Origin of the sequence: Tenacibaculum aiptasiae (assembly GCF_008806755.1) — a bacterium.
GTDB lineage: Bacteria > Bacteroidota > Bacteroidia > Flavobacteriales > Flavobacteriaceae > Polaribacter > Polaribacter aiptasiae.
The window spans coordinates 91108-103848 of the sequence record NZ_WAAU01000029.1 but is presented as its reverse complement, the minus strand read 5'-3'; the positions used below and the strand labels follow the sequence as shown (position 1 = coordinate 103848).

The following is a 12741-nucleotide window of genomic DNA, read 5'->3' as shown; positions in this document are numbered from 1 at the left end:
GCTATGAAAATATACAATTGGATTATTAAAAACTTACATCTTCTCATTTCATTAGGTATTGTTGTACCAACTGCAATTATCTATGGTTCACCATCCATTCTACCTCAACAATTAGATATTCAAGTTAATACAATAGACCTTTCAAATATGTTAAAAGCTATTATGTGTTTATATTTTGGAATTTCATTGGTATGGATTTTAGGTATTTGGAAAACCCAATATTGGAAAAGAGCTACTGAGTTAAACATCTTATTTATGTTAACACTAGCAACAGGACGAGGATTGAGTATGATTGCAGATGGCATCCCTACAAATGGTTATATTTTTGGAATTACAGCAGAGCTATTACTTGGGTTATTTTCTATTTATCAGCTTAGAAAATATAGTTGTAAATAAAGAAAATTACAAAAGTCATAAATAGAAAAATTTATAGATTATACTAAGAAATGGTATAGGAAGAATAATTGATGTATATTTAGTTCCATAACTAACAAAACTTTAACCATTCTACCCCTATGATTCAATCCTACAAGAAAAAACCAACACTACAAGAAAAATACGATACTATAATTATTGGCTCTGGAATGGGTGGACTTGCTACTGCTGCTATTCTTGCTAAAGAAGGTCAAAAAGTATTAGTCTTAGAAAGACATTATACAGCTGGTGGTTTTACTCATATTTTTAAACGAAAAGGTTATGAATGGGATGTAGGTATACATTATATAGGAGATGTACAACGAGACAAAAGCATTTTAAAAAAACTATTCGACTATGTAAGTAATGGCGACCTAAAATGGGAAGACATGGGAGATGTTTATGATAAAATTATTATTGGTAATAAACAATATGATTTTGTAAAAGGTGTAAAGAACTTTAAAAAACAAATGATTGCTTATTTCCCAGAGGAAGAGCAAGCAATTAATAAATATGTTGATACTGTTTTTGAAGCAGTAAAAGCAAGTAAAAACTATTATATAAGTAAAACACTTTCTACAATACCCAATGCAATAGCAGGTGGCTTCTTGAGAAAACCATTTTATAAGTATTCTGACAAGACCACCTATGAAGTTCTTCGAGAAATAACCGATAATGAAGAACTAATAAAAGTGCTAACAGGACAATATGGCGATTATGGATTACCTCCTAAACAAAGTAGTTTTTCTATGCATGCATCCGTAGCACGTCATTATTTTGATGGAGGAAGTTATCCTATTGGAGGTTCCTCACAAATTGTAAAAACAATAGATCCTGTTATTGAAGCTGGAGGTGGAACTATATTAGTAAGTGCTGAAGTAGATGAAGTTCTTATAAATAAAGGCAAAGCTATAGGTGTACAAATGAAAGATGGCAAACAAATTTTAGCCAAAAATATTATTAGTAATGCCGGACTCATCACTACTTACAATAAACTATTACCTACTAGTATTGTTAAAAAATATCAATTAAAAAAACATTTACAAACAGTTAATCCATCCGTAGCGCATGTAAGTTTATATATAGGACTAGAAGGTACTCCTGAAGAACTTCAAATACCAAAAACAAATTATTGGGTATATCCAGCTAAAGAAGATCACGATACTTGTGTACATAATTACTTAGAAGATTTATCAAAACCATTTCCTGTGGTGTATATGTCTTTCCCTGCTGCTAAAGACCCAGATTGGAAAAATAGATATCCTGGTAAAAGTGCTATTGATATTATTACCCTTGTTCCTTATGAAATGTTTGAAAAATGGAAAGAAACCTCATGGAAAAAAAGAGGTGACGATTACGAAGAAATTAAAGAACAAATAGCTCAACGTCTTTTAAAGGAATTGTATAAACAACTACCACAAATAGAAGGAAAAATAAAACATTATGAATTATCTAGTCCGCTTACAACTGAGCATTTTGTCAACTATCAAAAAGGTGAAATTTACGGATTAGACCACAGCCCTTCTCGTTTTAGACAACCTTTTTTAAAACCAAAAACACCTATTAAAAACTTCTATTTAACTGGACAAGATATTGTTACCGCTGGTATAGGAGGAGCCTTATTTTCTGGAGTATTATCAGCCACAGCTGTAACTGGAAAAAATCTCTTAAAAAAAGTACTATAACATCTTATTTAAACAATAAAGCAAGCGCGTTTGTATACAATAAACAAACGTGCTTACTCTTTTTTGACCTCTTCCATTCTTTCACATTTTATTCTAAAATAAATTACTATAAAAAATAAAGCTTTTATATATTCTTCTACCTATTTTCTATTCAATCTCAAATAAAACATTGATTTTAAGGCTTTAAAAGCTCTAAATAACTAAATCTTATAAATGTATAATTAAATAAAATAAAGAAGCACTCTACAAAGTTAGGATTCCTTACTATATTTGTAAAACAATTAAACATAAAAAAATAGAACAGTATGAGTAAATCAATTTTTTATCACGCAGGATGTCCAGTATGCATCAGTGCAGAGCACGACATTATTAATCTAGTTGGAGAGCAAAATGTAGAAATAGTTAATATTGGTGAAGACCGAAGTAGAATTCCCGAAGCTGAAAAAGCAGGAGTTAAATCGGTACCAGCATTAGTAACACCAACAGGAAATACTTTACATATTAACTTTGGAGCTTCCATGGCAGATGTAAAAGGCTAATTTTTTTAAATCATATAGTTAGGATTCCTAATTTATCTAGAATCCTAACTATTAAAACAAATCATATGAAAACAATACTATCAATACTAACAGCAATACTGTTTTTAAGCACCAGCATTTCCTATGCTCAAAAGAGTAATTACAACAACAACGATTTTGCAATTAAGAAGGTCAATGTAACACAGCATTCCGACTTAGGAGTTACGGTTTGGGAGATAAGTGTAAATGGAACCGCAGGTAAAACAGTTCCTATCAAAAATGGTCAGCTCGACGGTGCTCCAGTGCTAGGTTATGTATTCCCTACAAGTTTAAAACCAACAGATGTAGGTTTCAATCAAACAGATGGAATAGTAGCATTAGCTTTAACTTCACATCCCGATTTTGATGATACACCTCTTTGGGATGAAAACAACGATCAAATTTATAATAACGATGGTGTTATCTGGCATCCTCATTGGGTAATCTTACACGAAGACAAAAGAGTTGCGGGAGGCTTATCGGTTAAACAATTTAAAAAAGCAGATAAAACAGTGGTTTTACCACCAACAAATCCTGAAATGCCTATGTATATGGATTCTCCAGGTTATCCAGTTACCACAAAAGGTAATACTATAAAAGTAGTAGTTCCAAATTACCGTATGAACCATCAAACAGATTTCAATTACGATGGCGTAACTGCTTTTATGAAAGTAAATACAAGTAATAAAAACTTACCTATGTTAGGAGTTTATGAAGTTTTTAGTGTAGCTAGTGGTAATTTATCTCTTCCCTATAAAGTTAAAAAGTAAAATGATGAAAGTAGCAGTTTGGGACACCTATGTACAAAGAGAAGATGGTAAAACAATGCATTTTGACATTCTAGTACCAGATTATATAACCGAAGAACAAACCATATTTAATTATGGTATGGAGTATTTAAAAACAAAACCTTTTAAAACGGATCAATTAACTACAAACGAATGTCGTCTTTGTCATATTGAACGAGCCACAGAAGCAATGATTGTTGCAATAGAAAAAGACAACTATACAATTATAGAAATGGAAAATTGTAATTAATTTAATTAGGATTACTAACTTTGCCTGTCGAACAAACTTCGGCAGGCTATTTCAATGAATAACAGTAATTTCAATCCAGAAGAGCAAGAAAATAATATTTCAAGTAAAATCGTTGCAGGTTTAGAACGAGTTTCTGAAGTATTTAAAATCTTATTGTGGGAAAAAGCCAAGTTGGTTGGGTTAAGTCCTATTCAAATTCAGATACTTATTTTTATTACGTTTCACAAACAACACTTGTGTAATGTAAGTCATTTAGCTAAAGAGTTTAATGTAACAAAACCAACCATTAGCGATGCCATAAGAGTCTTAGACAAAAAAGGAATGATTATTAAAGATTATTCTTCTGCTGATAGTAGAAGCTATGCTATTATGCTATCAGATAAAGGAAAGGAAATAGTACAACAAGTGCACGATTTTTCAAATCCCTTACAACAACAAATAAATCTTTTTAATCCAGAAGAACAGGAAAGCTTATTTGATACTTTAAGTACACTGATATATAAGTTAAATAAAAATGGGATTCTAAGTGTACAACGAACTTGTTATGGTTGCAAATTCTATGAGAAAAAACAAGATTCGCATTATTGTAACTTACTAAAAAAGAAATTATTAAAATCAGAAATCCGATTGGATTGTCCTGAATTTGAAGAGAAAGTTTAGCTTTATTCATAATACAACATAAAATACAGCATTGATTCTAGAAAAAACATATCGCCCAAATGCACCATTGAATTATTTTGTGGATATGATATGGATAGGAAAAGCTTCTAATTTAAACCTAAAGTCTAGTCACCATGCACCCATGTTTACCGAACTCATTTTTAATTATGGAGATACGTTTAAAGTAGAAGGTCAGAATACCGAGACTATATCAAACAAAGGACATCATCAAATTATTTCTGGATTAAAAACAACACCTTTTCAAACAACAGTATCGGGAACCTATGGTTCGGTTGGACTACTCCTAAAACCATTTTGTTATGGAATGCTCCTTCGTAAATTCGATAGCTCTTTAATGAATACGATTTCAGAAATATTGTATGAACATGTTTTTAATACAGAAACGCCTAATTTTGAATTAGCAGAAAACTATTTATTAAAACTATTTGAGCTATCGCAACTAGATACTAACTTACTAAAGTTTGAAGAATATCTTTCTTCAGAAATACTGGAAAAAGGAACTCTGAAAAACTTCAATCATTCAATCCCTCTTTCACAAAAAAGCTTCATTCAAAAATTTAAAAAACATTATTTACTGACTCCAAGTGAATATATAAAATTAAAAAAAGTAAATATTGCCATTCACTTACTAAAAAACAGAACTTCAGAAAAACTAACAGAAATTGCTTTAGCAGCTGGTTTTTACGATCAATCGCATTTTATAAAACTCTTTAAAAAGTTTTATGGAAGCACACCAAAGGAATTTACAAATACAATTCAAGGGTAAATTCTGTACAATTTTTTGCAACAGCTATCAACTAGTTTTGCAGTCAAATAATAAAACTTTCTAATATGAAAACAAGCAATCAGGTATTTATAGCAACAAGTTTAGACGGATATATAGCAGATAAAAATGGTGGAATCGATTGGTTACACTCAATACCAAATCCAGATAATTCAGATATGGGCTATGCAAATTTTACTTCGCAAATAGATGCCTTAGTTATGGGAAGAACAACCTTTGAAACAGTTTGTGGTTTTGATATCGATTGGCCTTATACTAAACCTGTATATGTATTAAGCAATACCCTAAAAGAAGTTCCAGAAGATTTAAAAGACAAGGTATTTTTAGTTAAGGGAACATTAACTGAAATACTCGCTCAAATTCATACAAACGGACATTATAACTTGTATATTGACGGTGGTAAAACAATACAAAGTTTTTTAAAAGAAGATTTAATTCATACTATGATTATTACTACGATTCCTAAGTTGTTAGGTGGTGGATTTTCTTTATTTGGCGAACTTTCTAAAATGTTAGATTTTGAATGTACAGAGACAAAAGTTTTTTCAAACAAAGTTCTACAAAGCACATTTATTAGAAAAAAGCAGATTAGAAATTAATATAAAATATGACTTTAAAATTGAAAAAGAAAATTAATCTCACTATTATATTATTATGTTTAAGCAACTCTATATTCTCACAAAATACTGGTGCAATAATTGATGATTTAAAAAAACTACGAGATACATTGGTTAATCACACTCCAAAATATCTAAAAAATACTTCTTCTTATAAGCTTGACAACAATGACCTAGAAAAGGATCAATTTCAATCAATTAATGGTTTAAGGTTTTTGAGTTATGATAGAGAAACTTTTTCAGAAAACGAAAAAAAATGGTTAAAAACTAGAATTGAAGATCTAGCAACAGCTTTATTTTTAGACAATAGAAAAATATTACTAAGCCAAATTAATGGATTGTTCAGTGACCCCACTTTAATTGAAAATATTTATCTAAACAGACAAAACATTATCAATATAAAGCTTTTACATACTTGTACAGATGCTTATTTAGATGAATATCTACTAAAAACATTTAATACAAAAATGTATTCTTTAATGAAGGTTCAGCCACCAGATGGAGACACTAAATTTTTTATTGGAGAATATCGTGGTATTAAAAAAAATAAAAACATTAAACTCTTTATAACAAAAGATAGGGAGCTTATATTTTGGTCAAATAAAGAAAAAGAAAGTAATTCTTATATAAAAGGTTTATGGAAAAATATAGATGATACATTATTTATTAACCTTGAAAACAAAAAAACGATGCTTTTTAAATTTAATAATAAAAAAAACAAGCTTATTGAGGTTGGAAATAATAAATCTAGATTTAAAAAAATAGAATAGCAGGTTTCTTCTAAATTTTAAGAATACTTTAAAGTTTTGTTAAGTTTCTTGGTAATTAATTCGGTGTATTTTACAGCTTACTAAACACTAAAAATTATCCCCAATGAAAAACTTAAGCATCTCCCTATTTACGCTTAGTACTATTGTATTGATGAGTTGTAACTCAACTCCAAAAAAAGAAAAAAACGCTGTAAAAGAAGAAACTACAGATTCCAGAACTGTTCAAATAAAACTAGGAATTACGGGTAATAAAATATCTAAAGAATGGAAAGAGGCATTACGTAATAGAAAGAGTAGCAAAGTACTCGATTCACTTTCGAAAGTAGAAAAAGAGCTTACTAATGAAGAACAAGATTGGATAACTTTAATCGAATCTAAAGCCAATAAATGGAATGCAATTAGAGACTCCATAAAAGTACCTTTTGAGAATATCAAATTGAACGATACAGTTACAGTTCTTTTAGGATATCAAGGAGGAGATGATGCCTTTACCCCTAATGTAAAAACCATTTGTCTTGATGTAAACACTTTACAAAGAGAATATGGATCGGCGAAAAAACCTATAAATGACAATAGAATTGACCGAATATTTGCCCATGAGTTTACACATTTATTACACAAAGAATGGGCTACTAAAAACAATCTAAGTATTAATACATTTAAAGATCAAATATTATGGGAATGTACCTTAGAAGGCTTTGGTATGTATCGTTCAATGTCTAGTAAATGGTTTCCAAAAGGAGATTCATTATCAGCAACCTCTAAGAAGACATTTGATAACTTATATCCAATATTTGCAGAAAAAATTATAAAAGTATTAGGTCAACCCAATCTTACAGAAGAAGAACAAAACGAGATACATGCAAACCTATCGAGAGGACCAATGAAAAGAAAATGGGGAGCATTACCAGTAGCAGTATGGTTAGCAGCAGAAGCTAAAGGAAATGATAAAAACCTTATAAAATGGGTAAACAAAGGACCAGATGCTATTGTTCTATTAGCCGAAAAGTATTTAACTGGAGAAAGTAAAGTTGCTTTTGACAAATTCTTAAAAAACAACAAAGACTCTCAGTAATTAAAAGATGTTTTTTTACTATTTATTATTTTCACTATAAGTAAAATATAATTTTGACTCCAGTGAAAGTTTTATTTCCATTAGAAGCAAAATTGTTTATAGATAATATATATTTATAAAAAGTTTTGAATAATTGAATTAATAATTCTTTATTCGATTAAATAAGCTCTGAAAAAGAAAATGAAAAAACAAGAATTCATAGAGTTCATTGATCATACTTTAAATGAGGTAAAGCAATTTGCCGAAATTTATGCTAACAGACCCTTGCCAAACAACTTTAAATTCAAATGGTTAAGAGATGATTGTGAAACAGTAATAGGTCGTAAAAATATAATAAATGAAATAGCAAGACTTGTATATCTTTCAGAAGATAGAATTTATCCTTGCGTAGATTTAAACATAGGATTAGAAGAAGGGTATATATTTATAACTTCTTGGATTGCCAATTATGAACCGAGACCTTTTCAAAAAGGTTGGAGTAATAGACCAGGCCCTTTTATTTACTGTGTTTCTTCAAGTATTATCAGTAATACAATTGATACAAAATCAAAAGATTTCATTAATAATTTAATTGATTTAGGACTTCTTCATTATGAAAAAGAATAAAAAACAAAAATCTAATGGCACTAATATTTTTAGGAGAAAGTAAAGTTGCTTTTGACAAATTCTTAAAAAACAACAAAGACTCTCAGTAATTAAAAGATGTTTTTTACTATTTATTATTTCACTATAAGTAAAGTAAGAGTTTCACTCTAGTGAAAATAAATTTTTGCTTCTAATGGAAATTTTATTTCTATTAGAAGCAAAATTGTTTTTAGAACTAAAATAGAATAAGTACATTGGACTCAAAAATTGAAAATAGTATGAAAAGAATCCTATCAATAATTATTATAGCCTTAGTAATTAATAATATCCAAGCTCAAAAAACCGTATCAATACAAGCAAAAGGAAGCTTAGAGTCACCAAATCCTTGTGATTGTGTGGAAATATCTGAAATTACCAATAAGCACAATCCTGCCGATATACTTAACGGAATGGAAAAGTGTATTAAGAAGAAAGAATTTGATAAGGCAGCAAAACTTTTTGCAATAGCTGGTGTATATGGAAAATACGACTCATATCGAGTAAAAGACAAGAGTGCTCATCAAGCATTATTGGTTCTTCAACAAAAAGTTCTCTTAAATGTGAATGAAGATGAAAAGAACAATGTAATTGCAAGTCTTAAAAAAGTACTTAAAAAAGGCTCTGAAGAACTGAATCAAGTTTGTCAAGAGATTCGAAAAGTTGGAGCTCCCAAATATCATCCAAAATATATGATTCAACATGGGATTCAAGCATTTATAAAAAAAGATGGCAACGGGTTAACTGAGAATTTTAAAAGCGACGAATCATGGAAGCTAGCTCTAAAAAGTTATTTACATTGTGATGAATAAAACTTGTTAATCAAACTTTAATAATATAAAACAAATTGAAAATGTTTAAATGGTTTAAAAAGAAAAAAAGCGCAGAATCTAAAAGCAGCAATGGACCTGATTTTAATGATATAGATAGCAACGATAAGGCTTTCAACTTATTTAAAAAAGGAGAATTAACTAAAATTCATCTAATACCTGTAGAATTTGGAGGTGAAGACAGTAATATTAACACTCTTTATGTTCCTGAATTTGTTAGTGTTTTAAAAATGCGATTCGATCAAATGATTGAAGATTTGTTAATTGAAGGAAAAGAATTAAGTTACTCAGCTAATCCAGAATATAAAGGAAAAAGCTTTATCCCTTCTGCTTTAAAAATTAGTGTTACAGGCGACTCTGAGTTTACAGAAGTTATTGAAATTTGGTAAACAATAGTTTAAGCCTTCAATGAAGTTTATGATAGATAATCAACTAACTTACATATTACCTGGGGCAATTGGACAATTGATATTGTGGTTATCGTACAAGATTCTTAAAAAACCGAAAATATATTTTAGTCTTTTGTTCCTAACGATTTTGATAGCTTTATTTGGTTATTTAAATATTGATAGGGAATCATTACAAATGGCAAATGGAAATGCTGCCTAGTGGACTTTTTTTCCTCTACTTTTCATGATTTATTATTGGGTTTTCCGTCAATTATTTTTAAAAATATTTAAAAGTGAACCACTAATGGTAAGTTACATGGAAACATATTCAGCCGAAGCTGCTTACAGAGGTTTACATATTGGAGATTTAATCTTCACCTTGTCAACACTAATGCTCCCTTTTTTAACAACTTTACTATTTTAAAAGTATACTAGTTAAACTCCAAAGAACATTGAAAAAGAGAAAGGAAAATATCAAAAAGCAAATTTTAAAAAAGCTAGAGTACTATCGTAAAGAAAGAGGAATCACTTTTTTTGACAATCCTAATCATCATTTTAAAGAAAATATAATATTAGATGATAATGAATTAGAAGTTCTTTCAATCAAACTAAATAGATCAAGGAAAATTCTTATAACAACCAAGTACATTTATTTTATCAATAAAAACATACTTACTAAAATATTAGGAAAAGATATTGATAGATTTGATTATATGGAATTTATCAATGGAGAGGAAATAATTGAAAGTAAATCAAAAATTAAAATTAAGTTATTTCGATTTAAGATGTATTTTCGAATAGGTAGTTATAGAATTGTTAAAAAGGATGGTAGTTTTACCGAATTAACAATATGGAAAACACAATTTGCTGATTGTTTGAATGAATGTGTTAAGAAATTAAAGTTTGTTGGAAACAAATATGAAGCAATATAAAAGTATATACATTAAGCTCCTAAAACTGAAAAAAGAACCATAGTTCCCTTTTAAACCAATTAACTTTATTTTAAAACAACCTTATGTCAAAAAGAAAATCATTCTGGTACAGCATTATATTAGAGTCAGCAATGATAATATTTAGTGTATTTATTGCTTTATTTATTAACGAATGGAAAAATGAAAAAAATGAGGCTAAAAGGACTGAATTGATAGTTCAAAATATCGAAAGTGAAATCCAAAACAATAGAAAAATTATACAAAACATCATTGGATACCATGAAAAGATAATGAATAATATTAGTCAACCTGACAATAAACAAATACTCGAACAAAAGTTTTTCAAAAATGCTTACTTTTCAATAGGAGAAATAGCTCCGAAAGGAATTATACAAGAGCATTTTCAAGATATTGCCTGGGCAGTTGCTAAGGAAGACAAAATTACCAATCGAATCTCTTTGGAGGAATCTCAAGTACTTTTTGCTGTTTACGAGCAACAAAACCTTATTAAAGGAACAATAAAAGATATCATCAATTTATTAACCTCACGTGAAGTCCATAAAATAGAATTGGTAAGTGAAAACGTGATTGTTTTTAAAATATTAATGAATGAGTTAATTGGACAAGAAAAAATACTAGAAACTAATTATAAAAATGCATTAGCATTAATTACAAAAAGAAAAAACAAAAGCTAATCATTAACACGATATTCATTTCAAGAAAAGCTTGTAACCTCTCATAAGCCAAACAAATGTAAATAATTTACAAAATGGACGAAAAAACAAAAAGACAAATCGAATTACATTCTGCTGGAGCAACCATAAGACACTTAAGTTCATTTGAGGAATTGGAACACTACTCAAACGAAAAAGAGCTCGAAGTTGATTTTATAAAAAAATGGTGTGTCCCATTTTATATGTTTCAAATAAATAATACAAATGAATTTATAGAAAAACTTGAACCGATAAAAGCCGATTTGAATACTGAAGTGGTTAGGGGTTTACTTGGCGATTTTAATTGGAGAACACGAATAGTCGGAGCATATTTTTCTATGATAATGGATTTAAAAGAAGTTGAAGATATCATTGGAACTCACCTTTTAAAAAGTCAAGTTTGTTATGCTGGAACAGGCTATTGTTTAACTTTAGCTTCTTTCAATACCCAAAAGGGAATTGAATACTTAAAAAAATATCTTGACTATTACTTAACTCAGAAGCATTTATATTTCGACCAAACAGACGCAATGTCTGCTCTAAAATGGACTGATCAACTTAATGGAACAAATGAAATAGAAAAATATTTGGATTTATATAAAAATTGGATATCCAACAAGTATTCTTATGATTTAGAAAAATCATTTAAAGGATTTGAAAGTCAGATGGAGAGTTTAAATCAAATAAAAATAAGTTACAATAAAAAACATCCATAATAGAGCTTAACTCAAAAATATTAATCATACACAAAACTCGTATCAAATGGTTATACATGACCATTCGTAATAATTAAACATTCTCAAAATAAATTTAATTGGAATTTACCGCTCTTTTCTCTTATAGATAAAAAGAAATGTCCAGTAGATAACAATGAAATGAATGGAAACTGGAACTTTTGTCCCTTTCATGGAAAAGAATTAGTAGCTAAATAAAACTATTATTAACAGTATCTATAATTAATTGCAACACCAACATACATTTAGTATCGATCTATTATGATGTAAGTTGACTAAAAATTCCTCATATAAACAAATTACCTACAAACTAAATCAAACAATGTCAAAAAGAATATTCAAAACTATCGCTATCATTCTGAGTTTGATTTCCATTTATTGGACTATTGAATTGATTCCTGACAGAACGAATCGAAATTTTATAGCTTTGAATGAACAATATTCCTTCCAGAAGGAATTAGAAATATCAGAAAAATTTATAACTGATTTTAAATCATCTTATATAATTAATTTTAGTTTCGAAAATCCTAGGCCTTATGAAAATATTGACTCACTAAGCCCTATAGAATATGACATTAAAATATTTAGGAATAACAAACCAATTGAAATTTTTGAAAATAATAGTTTTTTAAGCATACGTGGAGAAGAATATGAATTGAAAATGAAATTAATCAATGCAAATTCGAAACCAAACATCTTAAATATCGGAATACAAACGAATGTTCCGGGACCAGCTTATGAACTACTCTTTGAAAGAGAGTTTAAATGGGTATTTTGGACAATAAATGGATTTATAATGTTAATTGCATTGATTTGTATATACTTTGGATTTAGAAAAAATCCAGAATATAACAATGTATAACCAACGATTATGATAGACGCAACTAGCTAAAAATCTGTT

General features: G+C 29.0%; 17 protein-coding genes. All 17 read left to right on the top strand.

Features of this window, described 5'->3' with window-relative positions; all coding sequences use genetic code 11:
- The first annotated feature begins 3 nt into the window (after positions 1-3).
- Positions 4-396: a DUF4345 domain-containing protein gene (locus F7018_RS14950; protein WP_150900901.1), complete on the top strand. Its 393-nt coding sequence runs from the start codon at positions 4-6 to the stop codon at positions 394-396.
- Between the two features lie 119 nt (positions 397-515).
- The gene (locus F7018_RS14945) at positions 516-2099 is read left to right on the top strand and encodes a phytoene desaturase family protein (protein WP_150900900.1); all 1584 of its coding nucleotides are present in this window, start codon (positions 516-518) and stop codon (positions 2097-2099) included.
- A 305-nt stretch (positions 2100-2404) separates the two neighbouring features.
- Positions 2405-2638, top strand: coding sequence for a thioredoxin family protein (locus tag F7018_RS14940; RefSeq protein WP_150900899.1), 234 nt, complete (start codon positions 2405-2407; stop codon positions 2636-2638).
- Positions 2639-2703: 65 nt separating this feature from the next.
- A complete protein-coding gene (locus F7018_RS14935; protein ID WP_150900898.1) occupies positions 2704-3426 on the top strand; it encodes a hypothetical protein in 723 nt (240 codons plus the stop codon).
- 1 nt (position 3427) lies between these two features.
- On the top strand, positions 3428-3694 hold the full coding sequence (locus tag F7018_RS14930; protein WP_317132395.1) for a DUF2024 family protein: 267 nt from the start codon (positions 3428-3430) through the stop codon (positions 3692-3694).
- Positions 3695-3748: 54 nt separating this feature from the next.
- Positions 3749-4354: a MarR family winged helix-turn-helix transcriptional regulator gene (locus F7018_RS14925; protein ID WP_150900896.1), complete on the top strand. Its 606-nt coding sequence runs from the start codon at positions 3749-3751 to the stop codon at positions 4352-4354.
- 31 nt (positions 4355-4385) lie between these two features.
- Complete coding sequence (locus F7018_RS14920; RefSeq protein WP_150900895.1) at positions 4386-5141, top strand: helix-turn-helix domain-containing protein; 756 nt, start codon at positions 4386-4388, stop codon at positions 5139-5141.
- A gap of 65 nt (positions 5142-5206) precedes the next feature.
- Entirely contained in the window at positions 5207-5758 is a 552-nt protein-coding gene (locus tag F7018_RS14915; protein ID WP_150900894.1) for a dihydrofolate reductase family protein, read from the top strand.
- A gap of 20 nt (positions 5759-5778) precedes the next feature.
- Positions 5779-6546, top strand: coding sequence for a hypothetical protein (locus F7018_RS14910; protein WP_150900893.1), 768 nt, complete (start codon positions 5779-5781; stop codon positions 6544-6546).
- Positions 6547-6649: 103 nt separating this feature from the next.
- Positions 6650-7621: a hypothetical protein gene (locus F7018_RS14905; protein WP_150900892.1), complete on the top strand. Its 972-nt coding sequence runs from the start codon at positions 6650-6652 to the stop codon at positions 7619-7621.
- A gap of 180 nt (positions 7622-7801) precedes the next feature.
- Positions 7802-8227, top strand: a complete 426-nt coding sequence (locus F7018_RS14900; RefSeq protein ID WP_150900891.1) for a hypothetical protein — start codon at positions 7802-7804, stop codon at positions 8225-8227.
- Positions 8228-8484: 257 nt separating this feature from the next.
- Positions 8485-9054 carry a hypothetical protein gene (locus tag F7018_RS14895; protein WP_150900890.1) on the top strand — a complete coding sequence of 190 codons (570 nt, stop codon included), beginning with the start codon at positions 8485-8487 and terminating at the stop codon, positions 9052-9054.
- 41 nt (positions 9055-9095) lie between these two features.
- Positions 9096-9461, top strand: coding sequence for a hypothetical protein (locus F7018_RS14890; RefSeq protein ID WP_150900889.1), 366 nt, complete (start codon positions 9096-9098; stop codon positions 9459-9461).
- 452 nt (positions 9462-9913) lie between these two features.
- Positions 9914-10393, top strand: coding sequence for a hypothetical protein (locus F7018_RS14885; RefSeq protein ID WP_150900888.1), 480 nt, complete (start codon positions 9914-9916; stop codon positions 10391-10393).
- A gap of 83 nt (positions 10394-10476) precedes the next feature.
- Positions 10477-11088: a hypothetical protein gene (locus F7018_RS14880; protein WP_150900887.1), complete on the top strand. Its 612-nt coding sequence runs from the start codon at positions 10477-10479 to the stop codon at positions 11086-11088.
- Between the two features lie 74 nt (positions 11089-11162).
- On the top strand, positions 11163-11822 hold the full coding sequence (locus F7018_RS14875) for a DUF6000 family protein (RefSeq protein ID WP_150900886.1): 660 nt from the start codon (positions 11163-11165) through the stop codon (positions 11820-11822).
- 340 nt (positions 11823-12162) lie between these two features.
- Positions 12163-12702 (top strand): hypothetical protein, encoded by a 540-nt coding sequence (locus tag F7018_RS14870; protein WP_150900885.1) that lies wholly within the window; start codon positions 12163-12165, stop codon positions 12700-12702.
- Positions 12703-12741: the final 39 nt, after the last annotated feature.

Coding starts and splice junctions, on each gene's coding strand:
- F7018_RS14950 (WP_150900901.1), top strand. CDS start 4: ATGAAAATATACAATTGGATTATTAAAAACTTACATCTTCTCATTTCA.
- F7018_RS14945 (WP_150900900.1), top strand. CDS start 516: ATGATTCAATCCTACAAGAAAAAACCAACACTACAAGAAAAATACGAT.
- F7018_RS14940 (WP_150900899.1), top strand. CDS start 2,405: ATGAGTAAATCAATTTTTTATCACGCAGGATGTCCAGTATGCATCAGT.
- F7018_RS14935 (WP_150900898.1), top strand. CDS start 2,704: ATGAAAACAATACTATCAATACTAACAGCAATACTGTTTTTAAGCACC.
- F7018_RS14930 (WP_317132395.1), top strand. CDS start 3,428: ATGATGAAAGTAGCAGTTTGGGACACCTATGTACAAAGAGAAGATGGT.
- F7018_RS14925 (WP_150900896.1), top strand. CDS start 3,749: ATGAATAACAGTAATTTCAATCCAGAAGAGCAAGAAAATAATATTTCA.
- F7018_RS14915 (WP_150900894.1), top strand. CDS start 5,207: ATGAAAACAAGCAATCAGGTATTTATAGCAACAAGTTTAGACGGATAT.
- F7018_RS14905 (WP_150900892.1), top strand. CDS start 6,650: ATGAAAAACTTAAGCATCTCCCTATTTACGCTTAGTACTATTGTATTG.
- F7018_RS14900 (WP_150900891.1), top strand. CDS start 7,802: ATGAAAAAACAAGAATTCATAGAGTTCATTGATCATACTTTAAATGAG.
- F7018_RS14895 (WP_150900890.1), top strand. CDS start 8,485: ATGAAAAGAATCCTATCAATAATTATTATAGCCTTAGTAATTAATAAT.
- F7018_RS14890 (WP_150900889.1), top strand. CDS start 9,096: ATGTTTAAATGGTTTAAAAAGAAAAAAAGCGCAGAATCTAAAAGCAGC.
- F7018_RS14880 (WP_150900887.1), top strand. CDS start 10,477: ATGTCAAAAAGAAAATCATTCTGGTACAGCATTATATTAGAGTCAGCA.
- F7018_RS14875 (WP_150900886.1), top strand. CDS start 11,163: ATGGACGAAAAAACAAAAAGACAAATCGAATTACATTCTGCTGGAGCA.
- F7018_RS14870 (WP_150900885.1), top strand. CDS start 12,163: ATGTCAAAAAGAATATTCAAAACTATCGCTATCATTCTGAGTTTGATT.